At 72.8% G+C, this 24,356-nt stretch carries 22 protein-coding genes; 9 read left to right on the forward strand and 13 right to left on the reverse strand.

Annotated elements, in window-relative coordinates; genetic code table 11:
• The first annotated feature begins 16 nt into the window (after positions 1-16).
• Positions 17-1,693 (forward strand): glycoside hydrolase family 18 protein, encoded by a 1,677-nt coding sequence (locus LJ221_RS05545; RefSeq protein WP_308314726.1) that lies wholly within the window; start codon positions 17-19, stop codon positions 1,691-1,693.
• 102 nt (positions 1,694-1,795) lie between these two features.
• Here LJ221_RS05545 and LJ221_RS05550 read toward each other — a convergent pair whose 3' ends face one another.
• From LJ221_RS05550 to LJ221_RS05560, 3 genes are all read right to left on the reverse strand, one after another.
• Positions 1,796-3,151, reverse strand: coding sequence for an Nramp family divalent metal transporter (locus LJ221_RS05550; RefSeq protein WP_241714267.1), 1,356 nt, complete (start codon positions 3,149-3,151; stop codon positions 1,796-1,798).
• Between the two features lie 113 nt (positions 3,152-3,264).
• Positions 3,265-3,711 (reverse strand): RidA family protein, encoded by a 447-nt coding sequence (locus LJ221_RS05555; RefSeq protein ID WP_241714269.1) that lies wholly within the window; start codon positions 3,709-3,711, stop codon positions 3,265-3,267.
• 114 nt (positions 3,712-3,825) lie between these two features.
• Positions 3,826-4,578: an IclR family transcriptional regulator gene (locus LJ221_RS05560; RefSeq protein ID WP_241714271.1), complete on the reverse strand. Its 753-nt coding sequence runs from the start codon at positions 4,576-4,578 to the stop codon at positions 3,826-3,828.
• Positions 4,579-5,216: 638 nt separating this feature from the next.
• Between LJ221_RS05560 and LJ221_RS05565 the strand changes: the two genes are divergently transcribed.
• Together LJ221_RS05565 and LJ221_RS05570 are read left to right on the forward strand one after the other, a co-directional pair.
• Positions 5,217-6,473: an amino acid deaminase gene (locus LJ221_RS05565; RefSeq protein ID WP_241714309.1), complete on the forward strand. Its 1,257-nt coding sequence runs from the start codon at positions 5,217-5,219 to the stop codon at positions 6,471-6,473.
• Between the two features lie 43 nt (positions 6,474-6,516).
• On the forward strand, positions 6,517-8,115 hold the full coding sequence (locus LJ221_RS05570; RefSeq protein ID WP_241714274.1) for an amidohydrolase family protein: 1,599 nt from the start codon (positions 6,517-6,519) through the stop codon (positions 8,113-8,115).
• A 33-nt stretch (positions 8,116-8,148) separates the two neighbouring features.
• Here the strand turns inward: LJ221_RS05570 and LJ221_RS05575 are convergent, their stop codons facing one another.
• Positions 8,149-8,871 carry a hemolysin III family protein gene (locus tag LJ221_RS05575; protein WP_241714276.1) on the reverse strand — a complete coding sequence of 241 codons (723 nt, stop codon included), beginning with the start codon at positions 8,869-8,871 and terminating at the stop codon, positions 8,149-8,151.
• 236 nt (positions 8,872-9,107) lie between these two features.
• Between LJ221_RS05575 and LJ221_RS05580 the strand changes: the two genes are divergently transcribed.
• Positions 9,108-10,943 (forward strand): phosphoenolpyruvate carboxykinase (GTP), encoded by a 1,836-nt coding sequence (locus tag LJ221_RS05580; RefSeq protein WP_241714279.1) that lies wholly within the window; start codon positions 9,108-9,110, stop codon positions 10,941-10,943.
• Positions 10,944-11,053: 110 nt separating this feature from the next.
• On the opposite strand, the gene LJ221_RS05585 is transcribed toward LJ221_RS05580, so the two are convergent.
• The 7 genes from LJ221_RS05585 to LJ221_RS05615 form a co-directional block, all read right to left on the reverse strand.
• A complete protein-coding gene (locus LJ221_RS05585; RefSeq protein WP_241714281.1) occupies positions 11,054-11,479 on the reverse strand; it encodes a hypothetical protein in 426 nt (141 codons plus the stop codon).
• A gap of 156 nt (positions 11,480-11,635) precedes the next feature.
• The gene (locus LJ221_RS05590) at positions 11,636-12,847 is read right to left on the reverse strand and encodes a pyridoxal phosphate-dependent aminotransferase (RefSeq protein WP_241714282.1); all 1,212 of its coding nucleotides are present in this window, start codon (positions 12,845-12,847) and stop codon (positions 11,636-11,638) included.
• Positions 12,848-12,943: 96 nt separating this feature from the next.
• On the reverse strand, positions 12,944-15,022 hold the full coding sequence (locus tag LJ221_RS05595) for a thioredoxin domain-containing protein (protein ID WP_241714283.1): 2,079 nt from the start codon (positions 15,020-15,022) through the stop codon (positions 12,944-12,946).
• Positions 15,023-15,117: 95 nt separating this feature from the next.
• The gene (locus LJ221_RS05600; protein ID WP_241714285.1) at positions 15,118-16,668 is read right to left on the reverse strand and encodes a hypothetical protein; all 1,551 of its coding nucleotides are present in this window, start codon (positions 16,666-16,668) and stop codon (positions 15,118-15,120) included.
• Positions 16,665-17,297 carry an ATP-binding cassette domain-containing protein gene (locus tag LJ221_RS05605; RefSeq protein ID WP_241714286.1) on the reverse strand — a complete coding sequence of 211 codons (633 nt, stop codon included), beginning with the start codon at positions 17,295-17,297 and terminating at the stop codon, positions 16,665-16,667. The genes LJ221_RS05600 and LJ221_RS05605 overlap by 4 nt, the downstream gene beginning before the upstream one ends.
• Positions 17,294-17,524 carry a hypothetical protein gene (locus tag LJ221_RS05610; RefSeq protein ID WP_241714289.1) on the reverse strand — a complete coding sequence of 77 codons (231 nt, stop codon included), beginning with the start codon at positions 17,522-17,524 and terminating at the stop codon, positions 17,294-17,296. The genes LJ221_RS05605 and LJ221_RS05610 overlap by 4 nt, the downstream gene beginning before the upstream one ends.
• 217 nt (positions 17,525-17,741) lie before the next feature.
• Positions 17,742-18,239 (reverse strand): MarR family winged helix-turn-helix transcriptional regulator, encoded by a 498-nt coding sequence (locus LJ221_RS05615; protein ID WP_241714310.1) that lies wholly within the window; start codon positions 18,237-18,239, stop codon positions 17,742-17,744.
• 259 nt (positions 18,240-18,498) lie between these two features.
• Here LJ221_RS05615 and ilvA point away from each other — a divergent pair, with 259 nt between their 5' ends.
• The 3 genes from ilvA to LJ221_RS05630 all read left to right on the forward strand — a co-directional run bounded on the left by ilvA (position 18,499) and on the right by LJ221_RS05630 (position 21,881).
• Positions 18,499-19,743 carry a threonine ammonia-lyase gene (gene ilvA, locus LJ221_RS05620; RefSeq protein ID WP_241714291.1) on the forward strand — a complete coding sequence of 415 codons (1,245 nt, stop codon included), beginning with the start codon at positions 18,499-18,501 and terminating at the stop codon, positions 19,741-19,743.
• Positions 19,744-19,980: 237 nt separating this feature from the next.
• Positions 19,981-21,024: an ATP-binding cassette domain-containing protein gene (locus tag LJ221_RS05625; protein WP_241714293.1), complete on the forward strand. Its 1,044-nt coding sequence runs from the start codon at positions 19,981-19,983 to the stop codon at positions 21,022-21,024.
• The gene (locus LJ221_RS05630; RefSeq protein WP_241714296.1) at positions 21,021-21,881 is read left to right on the forward strand and encodes an ABC transporter permease; all 861 of its coding nucleotides are present in this window, start codon (positions 21,021-21,023) and stop codon (positions 21,879-21,881) included. Before LJ221_RS05625 ends, LJ221_RS05630 begins: the two co-directional genes overlap by 4 nt.
• Before the next feature lie 123 nt (positions 21,882-22,004).
• Here the strand turns inward: LJ221_RS05630 and greA are convergent, their stop codons facing one another.
• Positions 22,005-22,502 carry a transcription elongation factor GreA gene (gene greA / locus LJ221_RS05635; RefSeq protein ID WP_241714298.1) on the reverse strand — a complete coding sequence of 166 codons (498 nt, stop codon included), beginning with the start codon at positions 22,500-22,502 and terminating at the stop codon, positions 22,005-22,007.
• A gap of 141 nt (positions 22,503-22,643) precedes the next feature.
• Positions 22,644-23,063 carry a DUF4307 domain-containing protein gene (locus LJ221_RS05640; protein WP_241714300.1) on the reverse strand — a complete coding sequence of 140 codons (420 nt, stop codon included), beginning with the start codon at positions 23,061-23,063 and terminating at the stop codon, positions 22,644-22,646.
• Positions 23,064-23,158: 95 nt separating this feature from the next.
• On the opposite strand from LJ221_RS05640, the gene mca reads away from it, so the two are divergent.
• Both mca and LJ221_RS05650 read left to right on the forward strand, forming a co-directional pair.
• A complete protein-coding gene (gene mca, locus LJ221_RS05645) occupies positions 23,159-24,031 on the forward strand; it encodes a mycothiol conjugate amidase Mca (RefSeq protein ID WP_241714302.1) in 873 nt (290 codons plus the stop codon).
• A gap of 4 nt (positions 24,032-24,035) precedes the next feature.
• Positions 24,036-24,248: a hypothetical protein gene (locus tag LJ221_RS05650; protein ID WP_241714304.1), complete on the forward strand. Its 213-nt coding sequence runs from the start codon at positions 24,036-24,038 to the stop codon at positions 24,246-24,248.
• Positions 24,249-24,356: the final 108 nt, after the last annotated feature.

Consider the following 24,356-nt stretch of genomic DNA (forward strand, 5'->3'; position numbering starts at 1 on the left):
ACGCGCCCGCACCAGGATCACCGCGGCGCTCGGTGCGGGGGCGGTCGCGGTCGGAGCGATGGCGTTCGGCGGGCTCTCGGGCAGCGCCGGGGCCGCCGAGGCGAATCTGGTGCGCAACGCCGGCTTCGAGTCCGGCCTGAACGGCTGGACCTGCTCCGCCGGCAGCGGCACGACCGTCTCCTCCCCCGTCCACGGCGGCACCGCCGCACTCAAGGCCACCCCCACCGGCAGCGACCACGCCAGGTGCGCCCAGACCGTGACCGTCCGGCCCGACTCCCAGTACGAACTCAGCGCCTGGGTACAGGGCTCCTACGTCTACCTCGGCGCATCCGGCACCGGCACCACCGACGTCTCCACCTGGACCCCCGGCACCTCCGGCTGGCAGCGGCTGAACACCTCCTTCACCACCGGCCCCCACACCACCTCCGTCACCGTCCACACCCACGGCTGGTACGGCCAGAACGCCTACCACGTGGACGACGTCGCCCTCACCGGCCCCGGCGGCGACCCCGGCGAACCCGACCCCCAGCCCCCGGCCGCACCCGGCGCCCCCACCGTCGGTGCGACCACCTCCTCCTCGGTCACCCTGAACTGGAACGCCGTCGACGGCGCCACCGGCTACACCGTCCACCGGGACGGAACCAGAGCACTGTCGGTACAGGGCACCTCCGCGACCGTCACCGGCCTGGCGGCCGCCACCACCTACGAGTTCCGCGTCAGCGCCGTCAACGGCGCCGGCGAGTCCGCCAAGTCCGCCCCCGTCACCGCCACCACCGACCGGACCGGCGACGGCGGCGGCCCCGGCACGGGTGTGCCGAAGCACGCCGTCACCGGCTACTGGCAGAACTTCGACAACGGCGCGCGGGTGCAGAAGCTGCGCGAGGTGCGGGACCAGTACGACATCATCGCCGTCTCCTTCGCCGACTCCACGGCCAGGACGGGCGAGATCACCTTCAACCTCGACCCGGCGCTCGGCTACTCCTCCGTCCAGGAGTTCAAGGACGACATCGCCGCCAGGCAGGCGGACGGCAAGAAGGTGATCATCTCGGTGGGCGGTGAGAAGGGCAACGTCATCGTCAACGACTCCGCCTCCGCCGCGCGCTTCGCCGACAGCGCCCACCGGCTGATGGAGGAGTACGGCTTCGACGGCGTGGACATCGACCTGGAGCACGGCATCGACTCCACCTGGCTGACGCAGGCGCTGCGCTCGCTGTCGGCGAAGGCCGGCCCCTCCATGGTGCTCACGATGGCCCCGCAGACCATCGACATGCAGTCCACGTCCACGGAGTACTTCAAGCTGGCGCTGAACGTGAAGGACATCCTCACGGTCGTCAACATGCAGTACTACAACAGCGGTTCGATGCTGGGCTGCGACAACGAGGTGTACTCGCAGGGCTCGGTGGACTTCCTCACCGCGCTCGCCTGCATCCAGCTCGAAGGCGGCCTCGACCCCTCCCAGGTCGGTCTGGGCACCCCCGCCTCCACACGCGGCGCCGGCTCCGGCTACGTGGATCCCTCCGTGGTGAACGCGGCCCTGGACTGCCTGGCCAGGGGTACGAGGTGCGGCTCGTTCAAGCCCGCGCGGACCTACCCGGGCATCCGCGGCGCGATGACCTGGTCCACCAACTGGGACGCGCTCAACGGCAACCGGTGGTCGGACGCCGTCGGCCCGCACGTCCACTCGCTGCCGTAAGCACCGGCGAAACGCCGGGGCGGTGCCCGGACCGCGTCCGTCACGGTCCGGGCCCCGCGCCGTTCTCGCACGGGCGCCCTCCGGGGCGCCGTGCGGGAACGGTCACCAGGGCAGTTCGCGCACCTGCTGGACGCACAGCACGACGAAGAGCAGTCCGGCCGCCGCCAGCATCGCGTTGCTCAGCGGTCCGTTGCGCCACTGGCGGGGGGTGCGTCCGGAGTTGAGCAGCCACAGCAGCGTTCCGGCGAGGAAGGGCATGAAGAAGGCGCCCAGCACGCCGTAGGCGATGACCAGCCCGAAGGGCTTGTCCAGCCACAGCAGACCCATCGGCGGGAACGTCAGCCACAGCAGGTAGCCGCGGAACGGCCGGGAGCGCTCGCGCCGCCCCCTCGCGACCTCGATGACGGGGGGCTCGCCGCCGGCGCCCCGCGCCCGTGCCGCGCGCGTACGCTCCACGAAGTCGGCGAACAGCAGGCTGACGCCGTGCCAGACACCCACGAGGGAGGAGAAGGAGGCGGCGAGGAAGCCGATCAGGAAGAGCTTGGCGGTGACGGCCCCGAAGCGGTCCTCCAGGATCCGGCCCAGGTCCAGCAGCCCCTGGTCGCCGGAGCCGACGGCGGTGCCGGCCGCGTGCAGCAGCTCGGCGCCGACGACCAGCATCGCCACCACGAAGACGCCGGTGGTCAGATAGGCGACCCGGTTGTCCAGGCGCATCATCCGCATCCAGCCGCTGTCGGTCCAGCCCTTGGCATTGACCCAGTAGCCGTACGCGGCCATGGTGATCGTCCCGCCGACGCCGCCGACCAGGCCGAGGGTGTAGAGCAGCGAGCCGTCCGGCAGCACCGGAAGCAGTCCGGCGACGGCGTCGCCGAGGTGCGGCGTGACGCGGACCGCCACGTAGAGGACGACCACGAACATCACGCCGACGAAGACCATCATGATCTTCTCGACGATCGCGTAGCGGTTGAACCAGACGAACGCCAGACCCGCCAGCCCGCACAGGACCGCCCAGGTCTTCAGTTCCAGGACGCCCGGGAAGAGGGCGACCAGCGGAAGCGCGCTGGAGGACATGGCGGCGGCTCCGTAGACGAAGCCCCACACGGTGACGTAGACCGCGAAGTAGACGGTGGTCCACGCTCCCAGGCTGCGCCAGCCGTCGAAGATCGTCCGTCCGGTGGCCAGATGCCAGCGGCCGGTGGCCTCCGCCAGCGCGATCTTCACCAGGCAGCCGATGACGGCCGCCCACAGCAGCGTGTAGCCGAACCTGCTGCCGGCCACGAGGGTGGCCACCAGGTCTCCGGCACCGACGCCGGTGGCCGCCACCACGATGCCGGGGCCGACCAGCCGCCAGCTCGCCTTCCGCTCGGGAGGGGCCGCGGCACTCTCCGCGGCGGCCCCCGCTCCGCTCCCGGACCGTTCCGCGCCGTCCGCCGCGCCCTTCTCACCCGTACTGGCCATGTACGACCTCCGCTCTCGTCCCCGTGACCGGCGTGGCGCATACAACAGCGCGCCGCCGGACGGCACAAGAGGGCGCATTGGCGCACGCGAACGCGCGGGCGGACCGCCGGGCCTCAGTCCACGACGGCCATGGCGTCGATCTCGACCAGCAGCCCGGCGGGCAGGCCGACGTAAACGGTCGTCCGCGCCGCCGGGGGGCCGGTGAGGCCCGCCGGGCCGGCGAGGTACTCGTCGTAGATCTCGTTGAACTCGGCGAAGTGGCCGGTGTCGGTGAGATAGACGCGGACCATCACCACGTCCTCCCAGCTCGCACCGCCCTCCCTCAGGACCGCCTCCACGTTGGCGAGGGTCTGAAGGGTCTGCTCACGCAGGGACGGGCCCGCCGGGGTGGGCGGCTGCCCGGGGACGGCGGGCAGGAAGCCGACCTGTCCGGCCACCTGGAGGATGTTCCCCTTGCGCACGCCGTGCGAGAAGCGGGCGGGCGGGACGGTGTGGGTCGGCGGGGTGAACGCGGTCCTGGAGGGGGTGCCGGCGGGGTTCTTCGCGGGGGTGTCGCTCACGGTCGTCCTTCCGGGTGAGGCTGAGTTCACGGGGGTTCACGGGGGTTCACGGGGGTTCACGGGGGTTCACGGGGGTTCACGGGGGTTCACGGGGGTTCACGGGGGTTCGCAGGGTCAGGTGGCGGGGGGCCTGCCCGAGTACTCGGCGCCGGCGGCGTCGGCCGTACGCCGTACCAGGGGCAGCAGGCGCATGAGTTCGCCCGGGCCCGCCACGGCCGCGGGCGCGGAGACCGACAGTGCGGCGGCGACCCGGCCGTCCGCGCCGCGTACGGGGGCCGCGACGCAGTTGACCGTCTCCTCGTAGCCGCCGAGGTCGGTGGCCCAGCCCTGTTCGCGCACCCGGGCCAGCTCCCTCAGGAAGGCGTCCGGGCCCGGTGTGGAGCGGGGCGTGTGGCGCGGGTAGTCCAGGCGTTCGGCGAGCGCGCGCCGCTCGGCCTCGGGCAGGTCGGCGAGGATGACCTTGGCGACCGCGGCGACGGTGACCGCCACCGGTCTGCCGATGCGCGAGTACATCCGCACCGGGTAGCGGCTCTCGACCTTGTCGATGTAGAGGACCTCGTCCTCCTGCCGTACCGCCAGGTGGACGGTGTGGCCGCACGCCTCGTTCAGCTCCGCCAGGTACGGGTGGGCGACGGCACGCACATCGATGTTCTCCACGGCCTCCTGAGCCAGCGCGATCAGCCGCGCTCCCAGGCGGTAACGCTGGTCGGCCTGGCGGTGGACCATACCGTGCTCGTGCAGGGTGCGCAGCAACCGCAGGGCGGTGGACTTGTGGACGTCCAGGTGCCGGGCGACCTGTTCGAGGCCTGCCGGCCCGCGCGCGAGCAGGGGGAGGATGCTCAGCGCCCGGCCGACGGTCTGGCTCATCTGTCTCACGCCTTCCGTGTGGTCCAGCCGGGGGTGAGCCGCAGTCTGCCCCAGGCGGCGTCGTCGAGCGCGGCCAGCCGGTCGGCCAGGGCCCGGCCGGGCGGTTCGGCGAGGTCGCCGGGCAGGTGAGCGCGGCGGCGGCCGGATGGCCGTGCCGCAGCCCCCTCCAGCGGACCCGGTGCCCGGCGCGGGCAAGCAGGCAGGCGGTGTTGGACTCGGCGCCGCCGACGCCGCGGACGAAGACCGGGGACTCGGCGAGCCGGCCGGGGCCGGCGGGCCGGAAGGCCGCCATGGTTTCCCCCCGGGCAGACCACGCCGAAGGGGAGCCCGGCGCGGGGGCCGTGGGCCGCGACGGGTGCGGAGGTCCCGGGACGCACCGTCACGGTCGCCCCTCCCCGCTTCCGTCCCCGTTTCCGTCCCCGCTGTCCGTTGACCGGGCGTTCGCGGGGATGCTAGACAGCGAAGAGCACTATGCGCAACAGGTGTTGCACATATCGCAATCACTCTTCCGGGGTCCGCCCCGGAGTCCGGAGTTCACCGTGGCCGACGAGCACGCCGAGCAACCAGAGCACCCCGAGCGCCTCCGGCACACCGGGGGGCCCGGGTCCGCGGACCCCGTCGCCCGTCTCGCCGGCGAGATCGTCGACCACCGCTTCAAGGGGCTGCCCCCAAACGCGGCGGGACTGACCGTGGGCGCGCTGGCGGCCCAGCGGCGCTCCCTGTTCACCGGCGGCTTCACCACCCCGGTGCTGACGCTGGCCGCCGGGGCGCTGGAGCACAATCTGCGGCAGCTGGGCGCCTTCGCCGCCCGGCACGGCCTCGCCTTCGCCCCGCACGGCAAGACGTCGATGTCCCCCCGGCTCTTCAGGCGCCAGCTCGACCACGGCGCCTGGGGCATCACGGTCGCGGTGCCCTCCCAGGTGCGCGTGTGCCGGGCCTTCGGAGTGCGGCGGGTCTTCGTGGCCAACGAGGTGGTGGACGCCGCCGCGCTGCGCTGGATCTCCGCGGAGCTGGTGGCGGACCCGGAGGCGGCGGTCGTCTGCTATGCGGACTCGGTGCGCGGCGTGGAGCTGATGGACGCCGCCCTGGCCCCGGCCACCGGCGCCTCCCCCTCCCCGCGTCCCCTCGACGTCGTCGTCGAGCTGGGCGTGACGGGCGGCCGTACCGGTGTGCGCACGGCCGGTGAGGCGGTGCGGGTGGCTCGGGCGGTGGCGGAGGCGGCCTCGCTGCGGCTGGTCGGCGTCGCCGGTTACGAGGGGGAGGTGCCGGACGCCGACGCCGGACGGGTGCGGGCCTGGCTGGAGGAACTGGTCGCGCTGGCCGCCGGCCTGGACGCGGCGGGCCTCTTCGCCGCCCTGGGGCCCGGGGAGGAGATCGTGGTGAGCGCGGGCGGCAGCGCCTGGTTCGACGTGGTGGCCGAGGTCTTCGGGCGCGTGCCGGAACTCTCGCGCCCGGTGCTGAAGCTGCTGCGCTCGGGCGCGTACATCTCGCACGACGACGGCCACTACCGGCGCGCGACCCCGTTCAACCGCGTACCCGGGCAGGGCTCGCTGCTGCCGGCGTTCCGGCTGTGGGCACAGGTGGTCTCCCGTCCCGAGCCGCACCTGGCGTTCCTCAACGCGGGCAAGCGCGACACCTCCTACGACCTGGGCCTGCCCCAGCCGGTGACCGTCCGCACGGCCGGCGGCGCGGAGCGGGCCGCGGAGGGGATGGAGGTGGTGAAGCTGGCCGACCAGCACGCGTTCGTCCGCCTCGCGCCGGGCACGGAGCTGGAGGTGGGCGACTGGGTGGCGCTGGGCCTGTCGCATCCGTGCACCGTCTTCGACCGGTGGCAGCTCATCCCCGTCGCCGAGGCCGACGGTACCGTCACCGACTTCGTCCGCACGTTCTTCTGACCCCTCCCCCACCCCTCCCCGTCCCCGAGAACCGGAGTCCGGCGTGGAACTCGTCCTGCGCGGCGCGCGCGTCGCCGACGGCACCCCAGCCCCCGCCCGCCGGGCCGATGTCGGCGTCGACGGCGGCCGGATCGCCGTGGTCCACCGCGAGGGGGACGCCGGGCCGCGCCCCGGCGCACGGCGCGTGCTGGAGGCGGACGGCCTGGTCCTCGCACCCGGCTTCATCGACATGCACGCCCACAGCGATCTGGCGCTGCTGCGCGACCCCGCCCACATCGCCAAGGTCGCCCAGGGCGTGACCCTGGAGGTGCTCGGGCAGGACGGCCTGTCGTACGCGCCGGTGGACGACCGCACGCTGGCGCGGGTGCGGCAGGCGATCACCGGCTGGAACGGCGACGGCTCGGACGTCGACTTCGACTGGCGGACCGTCGGGGAGTACCTGGACCGGCTCGACCGCGGCATCGCCGTCAACGCCGCCTATCTCGTCCCCCACGGCACGGTGCGGGCGATGGCGGTCGGCTGGGAGGACCGGCCCGCCGCGGACGGGGAGCTGGAGCGGATGCGGCGCCTGGTGGCCGAGGGCCTGGAACAGGGCGCGGTGGGGATGTCGTCCGGCCTGACGTACACCCCGGGGATGTACGCCCCCGACTCCGAGCTGACCGAGCTGTGCCGGGTGGTGGCGTCCTACGGCGGCTACCACTGCCCCCACCACCGCTCCTACGGCGCCGGCGCGCTGGATGCGTACGCGCAGATGATCGAGGTCGCCCGCGCCTCCGGATGCGCCCTGCACCTGGCGCACGCCACCGTGAACTTCTCCGTCAACGCCAAACGCGCCCCCGAGCTGCTGGCCCTGCTGGACGCGGCTCTGGAGGAGGGCATGGATCTGACGCTGGACAGCTATCCCTACCTGCCCGGCTGCACCAGCCTGGCCGCGCTGCTGCCGAGCTGGGCGGCCGAGGGCGGCCCCGGGGCGACCCTCGCCCGGCTGCGTGACCCGGAGGCCTGCGCCCGGATCCGGTACGTGATGGAGACCGAGGGCTCGGACGGCTGCCACGGGGTGCCGGTCGACTGGGACACCGTGGAGGTCTCCGGGGTGACCGACCCCGCCCTGGCCGGACACGTGGGCCGCACGATCGCGCGGACGGCGGCCGAACGCGGAGAGGAGCCGTTCACGGTGGCGCGGCGGCTGCTGCTGGCGGACCGGCTGGGCACCACCGTCCTCCAGCACGTCGGGCACGAGGAGAACGTCCGGGCGATCATGCGGCACCGGGCCCACACCGGCGGAAGCGACGGCATCCTCGTCGGCGGCCGGCCCCATCCGCGGGCGTGGGGCGCCTTCCCGCACTACCTGGGGCGCTATGTGCGCGAACTGGGCGTGCTGTCGCTGGAGGAGTGCGTGGCGCGTCTGACCGGCCGCCCGGCCGCCCGGCTGCGGCTGCCGGACCGGGGGCTGGTCCGCGAGGGGTACCACGCCGACCTGGTTCTGTTCGATCCGGAGACGGTGGCGGCGGAGGCGACCTTCGAGGCGCCGCGCACCCCGCCGCGGGGCATCCCGCACGTGCTGGTCGGCGGCCGGTTCGCCGTCGAGGACGGCCGCCGCACCGGGGTGCTCGCCGGCCGCTCGGTGCGGCGCGGCCGCTGACCGCCCGCCGGGGGCGGGGGCCGGGACCGGGTGTCAGGCGTTGTAGGCCACCAGGGAGATTCCCACGTAGTGGACGGCGAAGGCGGCCAGGGTGAGGGAGTGGAAGACCTCGTGGAAGCCGAACCAGCGCGGTGAGGGGTTGGGCCGCTTGATGCCGTAGACGAGGCCGCCCACGCTGTAGAGGAGGCCGCCCACGATCACGCACACCAGGACGGCGACACCGCCCGCGCGCAGGAAGTCGGGCAGGAAGAACACCGCGGCCCAGCCCATCGCGACGTAGCAGGGGGTGTAGAGCCAGCGCGGCGCGCCGACCCAGAAGACGCGGAAGGCGATGCCCGCGGCGGCGGCGGCCCAGACGCCCCACAGCAGCAACTGACCGCGGCCTCCGGGGACCAGCAGGATCGTCAGGGGCGTGTAGGTGCCCGCGATGATCAGGAAGATGTTCGCGTGGTCGAGGCGGCGGAGCACCGCGTTGGCGCGCGGGCCCCAGTCGCCGCGGTGGTACAGGGCGCTGACGCCGAACAGCAGGCAGGCGGTCAGCGTGTAGACCGCGCAGGCCAGACGGCCGCGCGGGGTCTGCGCCAGAGCGGTGAGGAAGATCCCCGAGGTCAGCACGGCCGGGAACATCCCGGCGTGCAGCCACCCCCGCAGGCGGGGTTTGACGGGGTGGACGGCCCCCCGGGCACCGTGGTCCTCGCGGCCGTCGCCATCCTCGGCGGGCAGGGTCCTGGGGGATTCGGGCACTGCGGCGGTCATGCGTCTCATCGTACCTACGTGACCGTCGGCTTCGCCGCCGCGTGGCCATGCTCACCATGCGGCCGTCTGGACAGAATCGCCCCGAAGGCGGAGTATCAAATGAGCATGGTCGGCACCGGATGAGCAAGGCCGCAGCGTCCGGGTCGCAGCCCCCACGGGGTCGAATCTGAAGCACGGATGAACAAAACGGATACATGTGCGGTATCCGCATGAAACCCTCGACATCTGGAGCGATTGTGACGCGCAGTACTGCGGCTCCCGGCAACACCACCCCCACCCGTCACCGGGGACTGGCCGCCTGGGTCGACGAGATCGCGGCTCTCACCCGGCCCGACCGCGTCGTCTGGTGCGACGGTTCCGAGGCGGAGTACGACAGGCTCTGCGAGGAACTGGTCGAGAAGGGCACTTTCACCAGGCTCGACCCGGTCAAACGCCCCAACTCGTACTACGCCGCCTCCGACCCGTCCGACGTGGCGCGCGTGGAGGACCGCACCTTCATCTGCTCCGGCGGGGAGGAGGACGCGGGCCCCACCAACCACTGGATGGACCCCGCGAGGATGCGCGAGGTCTTCACCGGGTCCGGCGGCGAGGGCGGCATCTTCCGCGGCGCGATGCGCGGCCGCACGATGTACGTCGTCCCCTTCTGCATGGGACCGCTGGGCTCCCCGCTCTCCGCGCTGGGCGTGGAGATCACCGACTCCGCCTACGTGGCCGTCTCCATGCGGACGATGACCCGCATGGGCAGCGCCGTGCTGGAGGAGCTGGGCGAGGACGGGGCGTTCGTCAGGGCGGTCCACACCGTCGGCGCCCCGCTCGAACCGGGCCGGGAGGACGTCCCCTGGCCGTGCAGCTCCACCAAGTACATCTCCCACTTCCCCGAGACCCGCGAGATCTGGTCCTACGGCTCGGGCTACGGCGGCAACGCCCTGCTGGGCAAGAAGTGCTACGCGCTGCGCATCGCCTCGGTGATGGCGCGCGACGAGGGCTGGCTCGCCGAGCACATGCTGATCCTCAAGCTGACGCCTCCCCGCGGTGAGTCGAAGTACGTCGCCGCCGCCTTCCCCAGCGCCTGCGGCAAGACCAACCTGGCGATGCTGGAGCCGACGATCCCGGGCTGGACGGTCGAGACGATCGGCGACGACATCGCCTGGATGCGCTTCGGCGAGGACGGCCGCCTCTACGCGATCAACCCCGAGGCCGGCTTCTTCGGCGTGGCGCCGGGCACCGGTGAGCACACCAACGCCAACGCGATGAAGACCCTCTGGGGCAACGCGATCTTCACCAACGTCGCGCTCACCGACGACGGCGACGTGTGGTGGGAGGGCATGACCGAGGAGCCCCCGGCCCATCTGACCGACTGGCGGGGCGAGGACTGGACGCCCGACTCCGGCACCCCGGCCGCGCACCCCAACGCCCGCTTCACCGTGCCCGCCTCGCAGTGCCCGATCATCGCGCCGGAGTGGGAGGACCCCAGGGGCGTGCCGATCTCGGCGATCCTCTTCGGCGGGCGCCGCGCCAGCGCGGTGCCGCTGGTGACGGAGTCCTTCGACTGGCAGCACGGCGTCTTCCTCGGCGCCAACGTGGCCTCGGAGAAGACCGCCGCGGCCGAGGGCAGGGTCGGCGAGCTGCGCCGCGACCCGTTCGCCATGCTGCCGTTCTGCGGCTACAACATGGGCGACTACATGGGCCACTGGCTGGAGGTCGGCGCCAAGGCGGACCCGGCGAAGCTGCCGAGGATCTACTACGTGAACTGGTTCCGCAAGGACGAGGGCGGCCGGTTCGTGTGGCCGGGCTTCGGCGAGAACGGCCGGGTGCTCAAGTGGATCGTCGGCCGCCTGAACGGCGAGGCGGAGGGCGCCGAGACGCCCATCGGCATCGTCCCGGCCAGGAGCGCCCTGGACACCGACGGTCTGGCGCTTCCCGAGGCGGACCTGGAGTTCCTGCTCAAGGTGGACGAGAAGGCCTGGCGCGAGGAGGCCGCGCTCATCCCCGAGCACCTGAACACCTTCGGCGACCACACCCCGAAGGCGATGTGGGACGAGTACCACGCCCTGGTCGAGCGCCTGGGCTGAGCGGGCGGCCGCCCGAGGCCGCGCCGAGAGCCCGCGGTCCCCGTCCCGGCATCCTGTGCCGGGACGGGGACCGCGGGCTTCGTGGACTTCCCGTCCCCGGCCGGCGCCGGTCAGCCGACCTCGGCCAGGCCGAGCGCCCGGGCGTGGGTCTCCATCCGCTCGGCGGCCAGGGAGACGGCCGCCGTGTCCGAGCGGGAGGTGGCCACGACCAGGGCCTGCCCGGCGAGCGTGTGGGCCCGCTGGTGGAGCGCCGCGACGCGGGAGGCGTCGGCCCCGGCCGCGGACGGCTCGGCCCGCAGCGGGGCGCGCCCTCCGCACAACCGGGCGACCTGGGCGTCGAGCCGCTGTGCTGCGTCGTCCAGCTCCACGTCCGGGGCGTGGGCGCGGAGCTCGTCGGTCACGGTCAGCAGCGCGGTGAGATGGCCGGCGAGCCTGTCGTCCAGCTCCTCCTCGCGGGAGCGGCGCGGGAGGGGTCCCCCGGTCCTGGCCCGATCGGCCATGGTGTGGACCGACGGCGTGCGAATCGGTTCGTACATGGGATGGCCTCCTGGCTGATACAGGAGTCCATCCTAACTTAGACTCTGTCTAAAGTTGTGACGGGTGCAGAAAGTTCTCCGGCGTCCTCGCCCGCTCCCGCCGGGCGCGGACGGGGCCCCGGTGCCGCCCCGGTGCCGCGCTGTCCCGGCGGCTCCTCAGTGCTGGCCGTAGCCCTCCAGGAACTTCCCGATCCGCTGCACCGCGTCCGCCAGATCCTGTACCGGAGGCAGCGTGACGATGCGGAAGTGATCCGGCTCCGGCCAGTTGAAGCCCGTGCCGTGGACGACCATGATCTTCTCGGTCCGCAGCAGGTCCAGGACCATCTGCCGGTCGTCCTTGATCCGGTGGACCTGCGGATCCAGCCGGGGGAAGAGGTACAGCGCCCCCCTGGGCTTCACGCACGTCACGCCCGGGATGGACGTCAGCAGGTCGTACGCGGTGTCGCGCTGTTCCAGCAGCCGCCCGCCCGGCAGCACCAGATCGTTGATCGACTGCCGCCCGCCCAGGGCCGTGGCCACCGCGTACTGGGACGGCATGTTGGCGCACAGCCGCATGTTCGCCAGGATCGTCAGGCCCTCGATGTAGCTGGCGGCGTGCGTCTTCGGCCCGCAGACGGCCATCCAGCCGCAGCGGTACCCGGCCACCCGGTAGGACTTGGAGAGACCGTTGAAGGTGACGGTCAGCAGGTCGGGGGCGACGGCGGCGGTGGGGGTGTGGGTGGCGCCGTCATAGAGGATCCTGTCGTAGATCTCGTCGGAGTAGACGATCAGGCCGTGGCGGCGGGCGATGTCCGTCAGACCGCGCAGCACCTCTTCGCCGTAGACGGCGCCGGTGGGGTTGTTGGGGTTGATGACGACGATCGCCTTGGTGCGGTCGGTCACCTTGCGCTCGATGTCGGCGAGGTCCGGCATCCAGTCGGAGTGCTCGTCACAGCGGTAGTGCACGGCGGTGCCGCCCGAGAGCGAGACCGAGGCCGTCCACAGCGGGTAGTCCGGCGCCGGCACCAGCACCTCATCGCCGTCGTCCAGCAGCGCCTGCATCGACATCTGGATCAGCTCGGAGACACCGTTGCCGATGTAGATGTCCTCGACGTCCAGCTCGATGCCCTTGGTCTGGTAGTACTGCATCACCGCGCGCCGGGCCGCCGGCAGCCCCTTGGCGTCGCCGTAGCCGTGGGCCGACCCGACGTTGCGCAGCATGTCCTCGAGGATCTCCGGCGGGCACTCGAAGCCGAAGGGCGCGGGATTGCCGGTGTTGAGCTTGAGGATGCGGTGACCCGCCGCCTCCAGCCGCATGGCCTCCTCGAGAACCGGGCCCCGGATCTCGTAGCAGACATTGGCGAGTTTCGTCGACTGGATCACCTGCATGACGGCCACTGTACGGACACCCCGGGCCGGGCGCTCCGTGTTTTTCCCCACGTGGGTGACGCGCGGGCGGCACACGGGTGGCCCGCGGGCGCCGCCTCACTCCCCGGCGGACGCCCCCACCATCCGCGCCAGCCGCTCCGGATCGGCCGTGGGGGCGTCGCACACGAAGTGCCGGCACACGTACGCGGCCGGGCGGCCCTCCAGTAGCGGCCGGCCGCGCAGCAGCGCGGGCGTCTCCCCGTCCGCGCCGTCCGCACTCGCGTCCGCCGACGGCTCGCCCACGGCCACCACCGCGCCGGGCGCGGTGGCCAGCAGCGCGGTGCGGTGCAGCACGGCGGTGGCCGGGTCGCCGGCCGGGCCGACCACGGCGATCTCGCGCGGCCCGTCCAGCGCCGCCTCGGCGGCGGCCAGCCCCCAGCCGGTGAAGCGCGGCACGCGCGGGGCCAGCGCCGTCACCACGCCCAGCGCCCGCTCGGCGGCCTCGCGGTGGCGGGAGGACCCGGTGTGGGCCGCGTAGGACAGCAGGGCCGCGGCGGCGGCCGTCCAGCCGGAGGGCGCGGCGTTGTCGGTGGGGTCCTGGGGGCGGCGGATGAGCCGCTCGGCGTCGTCGGCGGTGTCGTACAGGGTGCCGTCGGCGGCGGTGAAGCGCGTCAGCACGATCTCCAGCAGGGTGCCGGCCAGCTCCAGCCGGCGGCTCTCGCCGGTCACCGAGTACAGGGCGAGGAAGCCCTCGGCCACGTCGCCGTAGTCCTCCAGCACCCCGGCTCCGGGACCGGCGACGCCGTCGCGGGAGGTGCGCGCCAGACGTCCGCCCGTATCGAGGTGGACGGCGACCAGCAGATCGGCGGCGGCGGTGGCCGCCTCCACCAGGTCGGGACGGTCGAAGTAGGCGCCGGTCTCGGCCAGCGCGGCGACCGCCAGCCCGTTCCAGGCGGCGACGGCCTTGTCGTCCCGGCCGGGGCGCGGACGCGCGGACCGGGCGTCCAGCAGCCTGCGGCGCACCGACTCGATCCGCCCGGCGTCCGCGGGGCCGTCGGTGTCCGGGAGCCGCAGGACGGAGGCCCCCTCCTCGAAGGTGCCCTCCCCGGTCACCCCGAAGTGGGCGGCGGCCAGCTCCGCGTCCTGATCGCCGAGGACCTCGCGCAGTTCGGCGGGCGTCCACACGTAGTACGCGCCCTCCCGGTGCCGCCCGGTGCCGTCGTCGCTGTCGGCGTCCAGCGCGGATGCGAAGGCGCCCTGGGGGGTGCGCAGTTCGCGGACCATGAAGTCGGCCGTCTCCAGCGCGACCCGCCGTGCCCGCTCGCTGCCGGTGGCACGCCACAGATGCGCGTACACCCGGCACAGCAGGGCGTTGTCGTAGAGCATCTTCTCGAAGTGGGGCACCGTCCACGCGGCGTCCACCGAGTAGCGGGCGAAGCCGCCGCCGAGCTGGTCGTAGAGACCGCCGCGCGCCATCGCCCCGCAGGTCGCCTCCACCATCTGCAGCGCGCCCTCGGAGCCGGTGCGGGCGTGGTGGCGCAGCAGGAACTCCAGCACCATCGACGGCGGGAACTTCGGCGCGCCGCCGAAGCCGCCGTGCCGCGCGTCGAACTCGCGGGTCAGCGCGAGCAGTGCCGCGCCCAGTTCCTCCGGCCGGGGCGGGCGGGGGGCGTCCCCGCCGTCGCCGTAGCCGATGCTCCGACCCGCCAGGTCCGCCACGATCCGCCCGGCCACCTCGGCGACCTCCTCGCGCCGGTCGGCCCAGGCGGCGCGCACCCCTTCCAGCACCTGGCGGAAGGAGGGCATCCCGTGCCGGGGCCCGGGCGGGAAGTAGGTGCCGAAGTAGAACGGCTCACCCTCCGGGGTCAGGAAGACGGTCATGGGCCAGCCGCCCTGCCCGGTGGCAGCCTGGACCGCCTCCATGTAGACGGCGTCGACGTCCGGGCGCTCCTCACGGTCCACCTTGACGGACACGTAGTGGGCGTTGAGGTACTCGGCGGTGGCCCCGTCCTCGAAGGACTCCTCGGCCATCACATGGCACCAGTGGCAGGAGCTGTAGCCGACGCTGAGCAGCACCGGGACGTCCCGCCGCCGGGCCTCGTCGAACGCCTGCGGCGACCAGGGCCACCAGTCGACGGGGTTGTCCGCGTGCTGGAGGAGGTAGGGGGACGTCTCACGGGCCAGTCGGTTCGCCATGCCTCCCATCCTGCCCTGCGCAGCGGTCCCGCGCGGCGGCCCGTCATCCGCCGGCCCGGGTACCGCTCGGCGCAGGGCAGTCCCACGCCGCGGTCCTACGCCCGGCCGAGGCGGGTGAACAGCGCCAGGCGGGCCCACCCCGTACGGCGCAGGCCCGCCCAGCCGCACCAGGCGGCCATGCCCAGCGCGACCAGGGCCGCGCCGAGCGCGGAGGGCATCCACGTCATCACGAGGACGCCGGTCAGCACGACGGCGAGTCCGTCGAACTGCCACACGAAGACCCGGAGCCCGGAAAGGTCGCCCAGGGGCGTGATGACGGGGAGCAGCAGTTCGATCGGCAGATTCGTCTTCATCTCGCGCAGGAACCTGGCACCGAGCACGAGCACCACCGATGCGGCGGCGAGCAGCAGCGCGTCGGCCGGCCTGCCGCCCTGAAACGGCCACCGGGTCATGGCCGCGACACCGCCGGCGAAGCCCACCATGACCACCACCGCGACGACCGGCCAGGCCAGGGTGCGGGCGAGCACCCCGCCCCACCGCTCACCGAACAAGGGGGCCAGCATCAGCTCGTCGCGCAGACCGCGCCAGGTCTCGCCGACCCACCCGGACCCCCAGTACACGGCGACCGAGCCGGCCACCCGGAACAACGTCGCCCCTTCGGCGTCCGGCTCCGCGACGCCGAGCGTCAGCAGGGCACCACCGGTCGGCAGGAAGGCCGCGGCCGCGATCGCACGGCCCCGTGTGCGGAGCGCGCGGACCACTCCCTGTGTGAGGTGGCCGCGCAGGCGCCCGTCCGGGCGCACCAGGGCCGACGTGAGCCCGCGCGGCTCCGGACGGTACAGGTCGAGCGCGTGGTGGAGCGTGCCGGTCCAGGCGAAGGCCTGGGCCTCGGCGGCACGCGCCGATTCGCGTGCCAGCCGGGCGAGATCGACCGTACGGACGGACCGGAAGGCGGACCGGCCGAGCACCGTCGCCGAGACCGCCAGTACACCGGCGACGAGCCACAGACCGCCCACGCCCAGGAAGGCGGACCGGCCGAGCAGCGCGACGGCGACGGCCGCGGGGGCCGCGGCGAAGGCGAGCAGGAGATTCTCGCGCACCGTCCGGATCTGGCCCCACAGCCACGCGGTGGAGGCGACGGCGCCGATGCCCACCGCGACGGCCACGCCCTGCGGCACGAGCGCGGTCCCCGGGTGGTCGAACAGGTCGGTCCCGAGGAACGTCGCCGTGCACACCGCCGGCACCGTTCCGAGTCCCGCGTACATCAGCCGGCGGCGGGCGATCGCGCCGAGGTAGTGCGTCGGGGACAGGTCTGTGGACATGAACACGTGCAGCAGGAACGGCTTGAGCACCAGCGGCCCCCAGAACCGGCCGGTGAGCTGGGCGCCCCAGACCGCCACCGCCGCGACCAGGCATGCCACTGGCGCCGCCGCCTCGGAGGACTCCAGTGGGACACGCGCCCGCGAGGTCCTCATCAGGTGGACGACCGGCGCCGCGTAGACGGAGACGAGGATGACGGCGAGGTAGCCGGTGTACGCCCAGTCGTGCACCGTGGCGCGGCCACCGCGGTGGGCGTACCGTTGCCGTACGGCATGGACCCGGGCCCTGGTGCCGGCCTCCGCCGCCATGATGCCGTCCATCGTCATCCCAGCTCCACAACGCCGTCGCAGGCCTCCACCACGGCGGCCTCATGGGTGGCGACCAGGAACGAGGTTCCCCGCTCCGCGCGTTCGGCGAGCAGCGTGGCGACGAGGTCGACGCGGTCGGTGTCGAGATGCCGCTCCGGCTCGTCGAGCAGGACGACGTCGGCGGGGCGGACCAGGGTCAGCGCGAGACTGAAGAGCTGCAGCTGGCCGGAGGAGAGCTGCGTGGGAAACCGCTCGCCCAGTACGGAAAGGCCCAGTCGCCCGATGACCTCCTCGGCGCGCTCCACGGTCGTCGTGGTGTTGCCGTACCAGGAGGCGGCGACCAGGGTCACCTGCTCGCGCAGCGTCATGTCACGTGCGACGGGCACCGGTTCGACGAGGGAGGCCACGAGCCGCCGGTGCCGGGGCCTGGCCAGGTCGACGGTCTCGCCCCGGACGCGGACGGCACCGCCTGTCAGTCTCCGGCTCCCCAGGAAGGCCCGCAGGAGGGTCGTCTTCCCGGAGCCGTTGCTGCCGGTGAGGCACCAGAACTCGCCCGGCGTCACCGAGAACGTCGTCGGTGCCAGCAGCGTGGTCCCGTCCAGGACGACCGTGGCGTCCTCCGCCGCGATCGCGGGCACTTCGCTCACTGCCGCTCCAGCACTACCAGCATCTCCCGCGAGTGCGCGCCGTAGGGCTCTCCCGCGTATGACCCGTTGACGTTCGCCACCTTCAGGCCTGCGATCCGTGCCATCAGCCGGATCTCCGCGAGGGTGGCCCAGGTGGCCTGCTCGTGGAACGCGGTGAGTGTCGACGCGCTCTGCACCAGGAAGACGCTCAGGACCCGCTGGGCGGCCCGGTCCGCGGTCTGCGTCACGGTCACCATGTGCTCGCGGCCCAGCGGATAGGTGACCGAGTGTGCGTCGCCACCCGCCCGCTGGAACTCGGCTGGTCATGTCCCCTCCCTGTCCTCTCTGTGCCCCGGAGGGGCGGACGCCGCGTCACAGCGGCTTCGCGGGGGCCCGCCCCCGGACGCCTTGCGCACTGGTCGGGGGCGGGCCCCGCAGGCCTCCGCAGAAGGGCCGCGGAGAGGGTCAGGAGCCCTCCGCCTGGAAGTCGGAGAGGGCCTGGTTGAAGCGGGTGAGCAGGTCGCGGAAGACCGTCCGCTCCTCCTCCTCCCAGTCCCGTGTCAGCACCTCCATCAGCTCGCGCCGCGAGGCGCGCACCTGCTCCAGCCGTGCGATGCCCCGCGGGGAGAGCTGGAGGACCACGGCGCGGCCGTCGTCGGGATGGGAGGTGCGTTTGACCAGGCCGGACTCCACCAGCGGAGCCACCTGGCGGGTCACGGTCGAGGAGTCGATGCCCATGCCCGCGGCGAGCGCCTTGACGCCGGTGGGCCCGTCCTTGTCCAGCCGGTTGAGCAGCAGGTAGGCGGCGCGGTCCATGGAGTTGCGGGCCTGTCCGACGCCGCCGAGCCGGGTCTGCTCCGCGCGCCGCGCGAAGAGGGCCACCTGGTGCTGCAGGGAGTCGAGAAGGGGTGCGGAGCCGGTCCGGTCCTGGTCGGGGTCCGGGCGGCCTGCTGTGGGAGGCATGCTGGCCTGCGCGCTCTCTTCGCTCGTTTCGTCGTGTGGGTGGGCGGTCGTCATGTCCGGGTGCGTGGGCATGGCCGGTTGCTCGCTTCTTCGTGAATACGGGGTACGACGGGCTGAGGGTGTGCCAAAGAGTACGCGCCCCGGGCCCGCCCCGTACCGGTGGCGTACGAATGGACGGCCCCCGCCGCGGGGACCCGGCGGGCTTTCCGCCTGCCGGGCCCCCCGAGCCGCCCGCGAGCCGGACTGCCAGACTGGCGGCATGGTCGCCAGCACTGTCCAGCACACCGGCCGCGACGACGCGCCGGCACTCACCCTCGACGACGTACGCGCCGCCCAGAAGACGCTCTTGGGGGTGGCCCGGACGACCGCGCTGGAGGGCAGCCGCCACCTCGGCGAACTGGTCGGTTCGCCCGTCCACCTCAAGTGCGAGAACCTCCAGCGCACCGGGTCGTTCAAGGTCCGCGGCGCGTATGTGCGGATAGCCGCGATGTCCGCCGAGGAGCGCGCCCGCGGGGTCGTCGCGGCCTCCGCGGGCAACCACGCCCAGGGCGTCGCCCTGGCCGCCTCCCTGCTGGGGGTGCGTTCTACGGTCTACATGCCGGTGGGCGCGGCGCTGCCGAAGGTGGCGGCGACCCGTGACTACGGCGCGCGGGTGCGGCTGCACGGGCAGGTGGTGGACGAGACGCTGCGGGCGGCGCAGGAGTACGCGGCCGGGACCGGCGCGGTCTTCATCCACCCCTTCGACCATCCCGACATCGTCGCCGGCCAGGGCACGGTCGGGCTGGAGATCCTGGAGCAGTGCCCGGAGGTCCGCACGGTCGTCGTCGGCATCGGCGGCGGCGGGCTGGCGGCGGGGGTGGCGCTGGCGGTGAAGTCGCTGCGGCCGGACGTGCGCGTGGTCGGGGTGCAGGCCGAGGGGGCCGCGGCGTACCCGCCCTCGCTGGCCGCCGGGCACCCGGTGACCCTGGAGTCGGTCTCGACGATGGCCGACGGGATCATGGTCGGGCGGCCCGGGGACGTGCCGTTCGAGATCGTCGGCAGGATGGTCGACGAGGTCCGCACGGTGAGCGAGGACGCGCTCTCCAGCGCGCTGCTGCTCTGCCTGGAGCGCGCCAAGCTGGTCGTCGAGCCGGCCGGCGCCAGTCCGGTGGCGGCGCTGCTGTCCGCTCCGGACGCCTTCGAGGGGCCGGTGGTGGCCGTGCTCTCCGGCGGGAACGTCGATCCCCTGGTGCTGCAGCGCACGCTGCGGCACGGCATGGCGGCGGCGGGCCGCTACCTGTCGCTGCGGCTGCGGCTGACCGACCGCCCGGGGGCGCTTGCGGCGCTCCTGGCGGAGCTGTCGGTGGTGGACGCCAATGTGCTGGACATCAGCCATGTGCGGACCGATCCGCGGCTCGGGCTGACGGAGGTGGAGGTGGACCTGCACCTGGAGACCAAGGGTCCCCAGCACTGCGCCGAGGTGAAGACGTCGCTGGTCAGGGCCGGTTACACGGTAACGGGCTGAGGCGTACGGACCGGGCGGGCGGCGGGCCGCCGGAACACGCCGGTGGGACACGCCGTAAATCGTTTGACGCGATATATCGCGTTCCTGCATAGTGCTGACCCGCACCGCGCCCGCGGTGTGTCCGTGCGCATCCGCCCGCACCGTCGCGTTCGGTGCGGAACGGCTGCTCCCGCGCGGTTTCCGCGATCCCCGCGGTTTCCGCCCTTCTCCGACCACCCACACCCATGGGAGACCTCCATGCCAGGTGCCATCCACGCCGAGGGGCTGGTCAAGACCTTCGGCGACGTCAGGGCTCTGGACGGTGTCGATCTCGACGTCTCCGAAGGCACCGTACTGGGCCTGCTCGGGCCCAACGGCGCCGGGAAGACCACCACCGTACGGGTACTGACCACACTGCTGCGGCCCGACAGCGGCCGCGCGGTCGTGGCGGGCATCGACGTGCTCAGGCAGCCCCAGGAGGTACGCCGGTCCATCGGCCTGTCCGGGCAGTTCGCCGCCGTCGACGAGTACCTGACCGGCCGCGAGAACCTCCAGATGGTCGGCCGCCTCTACCAGATGTCCGCACGCGACGCCAAGCGGCGGGCCGCCGAGCTGCTGGAGCGGTTCAACCTCGCCGACGCCGCCGACCGGACCGCCAAGACGTACTCCGGCGGCATGCGCCGCCGCCTCGACCTCGCCGCCGCGCTGGTCGTCAGCCCGCCCGTGATGTTCATGGACGAGCCGACCACCGGTCTGGACCCGCGCAACCGCCAGGCGCTGTGGGAGGTCATCGAGGAGCTGGTCGCCGGCGGCACCACACTGCTGCTGACCACCCAGTACCTGGAGGAGGCCGACCGGCTCGCCCACGACATCGCCGTGGTCGACCACGGCCGCGTCATCGCCCGCGGCACCTCCGACGAGCTCAAGGCCCGCATCGGCGGCGAGCGCATCGAGGTCGTCGTGCACGAGCGCGACGACATCCGCACCACCGAGGAGATCCTGCGGGGCCTGGGCCGGGGTGCGGTCTCGCTGGAGGAGCACACCCGCAGGCTGACCGTCCCGGTCGTCGGCGGCGCCAAGCTGCTGGCCGAGGCCATCCGGGAGCTGGACGCCCGCGGCGTGGAGATCGACGACGTCGGCCTGCGCCGACCGACCCTGGACGACGTGTTCATCTCGCTGACCGGCCACGCGGCCGAGGACGCCCAGGAGGCCGGAGCCGGCCCGGACGGCTCGAACGGCTCGAACGGCTCGGACGACGGGTCCGCCGCCAAGGCCGCGGGCCGGAAGGAGGACACCAAGTGAGCACCACCACCGGTTCCGCACCCACCACCCGCGCGCCCCGCGCGGGCGGCGGCGTCGGGCAGTCCCTGACGGACTCGCTGACCATCGCCAAACGCAACCTGCTGCGGATGATGCGCATCCCGGAGATGGTCGTCTTCGGCCTCATCCAGCCGGTCATGTTCGTGGTGCTGTTCAGCTACGTCTTCGGCGGCTCGATCAGCATCCCCGGCGCCGGCGTGGACGCCGGCGCCTACCGCGAGTTCCTCATGGCGGGCATCTTCGCCCAGACCGTCACCTTCGCCACGGCCGGCGCGGGCGCGGGCATCGCCGAGGACATGCACAAGGGTCTCATCGACCGCTTCCGCTCCCTGCCGATGGCACGCGGCGCGGTCCTGACCGGCCGCACCCTGGCCGACCTCGTCCAGACCGCGCTGACCCTGGTGGTGCTGGCCGTCGTGGCGACGATCGTCGGCTGGCGGGCCCACGAGGGCGTCCTCAAGGCGCTGGCGGGCTTCTGCCTGCTGCTCCTGCTGGGCTACGCCTTCACCTGGATCGGCGCGCTGATCGGCCTGTCGGTACGCACTCCGGAGGCGGCGACCTCCGGCGGACTGATCTGGCTGTTCCCGCTGACCTTCGTCTCGATCGCCTTCGTGCCCTCGGAGAACATGCCCTCGTTCCTGCGGCACGTCGCCGAGTGGAACCCGTTCAGCGCGACCGTGCTGGCGGCCCGCGAACTGTTCGGCAACCTCCCGCCCGGCTACCAGGCGCCCGACGCCTGGCCCATGCAGAACCCGGTCCTGGCCTCGCTGCTGTGGTCGGTGCTGATCATCGCGGTCTTCCGCACCCTGGCGGTGCGCAAGTACCGCTCGGCGGCCTGACCGGCGCGCCGCGGGCACGACGAAGCGGGCCCCGGCCGCCACGGAACCCCTTCCGTGGCGGCCGGGGGCCGCGCGTCGCCTCCGCCGTCTCCGCCCCGGTCCTGGGGGCCGGGGTCCGGGGGCTCAGGCCTGGTACGGCTTGGCGTTCAGGACCCGCACCGAGGCCATCCTGCCGTTGGGCAGCTCGTACTCGGCGTCGTCGCCGACCTTCTTGCCGTTCACACCCCGGCCCAGCGGGGACTGCGGGGAGTAGGTCTCGATGTCCGAGCTCGCGTACTCACGGGAGGCCAGGAGGAAGGTGATCGTGTCGTCCTCGTCCCCGTCGAAGGCCACGGTGACCACCATGCCGGGCTCGACCACGCCGTCGTCCGCCGGGGCCTCGCCAACCTTGGCGTTCTCCAGCAGCTGGGTGAGCTGGCGTACCCGCAGCTCCTGCTTGCCCTGCTCCTCCTTGGCCGCGTGGTAGCCGCCGTTCTCACGGAGGTCGCCTTCCTCGCGGGCCGCCTCGATCTTCTTGGCGATCTCGACGCGGGCAGGACCCGACAGGTACTCCAGCTCGGCCTTGAGCTGGTCGTACGCCTCCTGGGTGAGCCAGGTGACGTTGTCGCTGGTCTGGGTCACAGGTGCTCCTCGTAGGTACTCTCGGGATATAAATCAACGCCCTACCCGAAGGGCGCGCCTTCATGGGTGGGCGAAACCACGAGCCTAACAATTCCGCCGGAAAAGGGAAGAAGGTCAAACCTTCGGGCCCGGGGTGGGCCGTCAGTTCCCGCCGGCCGTCGTACAGCCGATCAGCTGGGCGCTGGTGGCCCGCCCGGTGGTGCGCACGGTGACGATCTCGTCGATGCGGCCCCGCGGCCCGTCGAAGGTGAAGTCCGCGCGGCCCACGTCCCCGCCGTCCTCCGCGAGGGTGTTGACGGTGCACACACCGGTGACGTCCTCGTCCTTGCGGACCTCCAGGTGGACGGCCACCTCGCGGTCCGAGACGATCTCGAACTTGATCAGCTCGCCGCTGACCCGCGTCCCGGCGACGTACGACACCCCGAACCAGGCGATCAGCGCCAGGAACGCCACGCCCAGCACCGCGCCGACCGCCCTCAGACGGCGGTCCGAGTGCTCGTCCCCCGACCGCCCGTACCGCCCCCGGGGCAGCTCCGCGCGCGCCGGATCAGCCGAACTCATCGCCACGTCCTGTCGGTCCTGTAGGGAATACAAGCGGATGCCGCTTCGGTCACTATAGAAGCCGTCTCCCATGACCAGGTAACGAGGATCGAGCCTTGACTGAACAGCTCAGACTGATGGCCGTGCACGCACACCCCGACGACGAGTCGAGCAAGGGCGCGGCGACCATGGCGAAGTACGTGTCCGAGGGGGTGGACGTGCTGGTCGTGACCTGCACGGGCGGGGAGCGCGGCTCCATCCTCAATCCCAAGCTCCAGGGCGACGCCTACATCGAGGAGCACATCCACGAGGTGCGAGCCAGGGAGATGGCCGAGGCCCGCGAGATCCTGGGCGTGAAGCAGGAGTGGCTGGGCTTCGTCGACTCCGGCCTGCCCGAGGGCGACCCGCTGCCGCCGCTGCCGGAGGACTGCTTCGCCCTCCAGGACGTGGAGGAGGCCGCCGGACGGCTGGTGCGCAGCATCCGTGCCTTCCGGCCGCACGTGATCACCACCTACGACGAGAACGGCGGCTACCCGCACCCGGACCACATCATGACCCACCGGATCACGATGGCGGCCTTCGACGCCGCGGGCGACCCCGACCGCCATCCGGACGCGGGTGAGCCGTGGCAGCCCCTGAAGCTCTACTACAACCAGGGCTTCAACCGCCCCCGCACCCTCGCCCTGCACGAGGCGATGCTGGAGCGCGGCCTGGACTCCCCCTACGGCGAGTGGCTCAAGCGGTGGGAGGAGTTCCAGCGCGCCGAGCGCACGCTGACCACCTATGTGCCCTGCGCGGACTTCTTCGAGGTCCGGGACAAGGCGCTGATCGCCCACGCCACCCAGATCGACCCCGACGGCGGCTGGTTCAAGGTCCCGCTGGATCTCCAGCGGGAGGTCTGGCCGACGGAGGAGTACGAGCTGGCGAAGTCCCTGGTGGACACCTCCCTCCCCGAGGACGACCTCTTCGCGGGCATCCGCGACAATTGACGCCATGAGCCCGACCAACCTCGCCCTCACCCAGGCCCCAGGCCTCGTCGACCTCGCCAAGGAGTTCGACGAGAACAAGGTGACGCCCGGTGTCCTCGGCTTCCTCGTCTTCGCGGTGCTGGGGCTGGCCGTCTGGATGCTGATGAAGTCGCTGAACCGCCATATAGAGAAGGTCGACTTCGAGGAGTCGCCCGCCTCGGACGCCGGACGGTCCTGACCCCGCCCGGCGCCGCGTATGCGTGCCCCGGGGCGTGCGGCGCCCGGCCCGTCAGACCTGTGCGCCGCTGTCTCCCGGCCTGCGTCCGTCCCCCGTGCCGAAGCGGCC

Origin of the sequence: Streptomyces sp. CNQ085, assembly GCF_022614595.1 — a bacterium.
Taxonomy (GTDB): Bacteria; Actinomycetota; Actinomycetes; order Streptomycetales; family Streptomycetaceae; genus Streptomyces.

What these genes read in the sequence shown, in the direction of transcription:
- LJ221_RS05550 (WP_241714267.1), bottom strand. Translation starts at nt 3,151, where the DNA reads ATGGCCAGTACGGGTGAGAAGGGCGCGGCGGACGGCGCGGAACGGTCC.
- LJ221_RS05560 (WP_241714271.1), bottom strand. Translation starts at nt 4,578, where the DNA reads ATGAGCCAGACCGTCGGCCGGGCGCTGAGCATCCTCCCCCTGCTCGCG.
- LJ221_RS05575 (WP_241714276.1), bottom strand. Translation starts at nt 8,871, where the DNA reads ATGACCGCCGCAGTGCCCGAATCCCCCAGGACCCTGCCCGCCGAGGAT.
- LJ221_RS05585 (WP_241714281.1), bottom strand. Translation starts at nt 11,479, where the DNA reads ATGTACGAACCGATTCGCACGCCGTCGGTCCACACCATGGCCGATCGG.
- LJ221_RS05590 (WP_241714282.1), bottom strand. Translation starts at nt 12,847, where the DNA reads ATGCAGGTGATCCAGTCGACGAAACTCGCCAATGTCTGCTACGAGATC.
- LJ221_RS05595 (WP_241714283.1), bottom strand. Translation starts at nt 15,022, where the DNA reads ATGGCGAACCGACTGGCCCGTGAGACGTCCCCCTACCTCCTCCAGCAC.
- LJ221_RS05600 (WP_241714285.1), bottom strand. Translation starts at nt 16,668, where the DNA reads ATGACGATGGACGGCATCATGGCGGCGGAGGCCGGCACCAGGGCCCGG.
- LJ221_RS05615 (WP_241714310.1), bottom strand. Translation starts at nt 18,239, where the DNA reads ATGCCTCCCACAGCAGGCCGCCCGGACCCCGACCAGGACCGGACCGGC.
- ilvA (WP_241714291.1), top strand. Translation starts at nt 18,499, where the DNA reads ATGGTCGCCAGCACTGTCCAGCACACCGGCCGCGACGACGCGCCGGCA.
- LJ221_RS05625 (WP_241714293.1), top strand. Translation starts at nt 19,981, where the DNA reads ATGCCAGGTGCCATCCACGCCGAGGGGCTGGTCAAGACCTTCGGCGAC.
- LJ221_RS05640 (WP_241714300.1), bottom strand. Translation starts at nt 23,063, where the DNA reads ATGAGTTCGGCTGATCCGGCGCGCGCGGAGCTGCCCCGGGGGCGGTAC.
- LJ221_RS05650 (WP_241714304.1), top strand. Translation starts at nt 24,036, where the DNA reads ATGAGCCCGACCAACCTCGCCCTCACCCAGGCCCCAGGCCTCGTCGAC.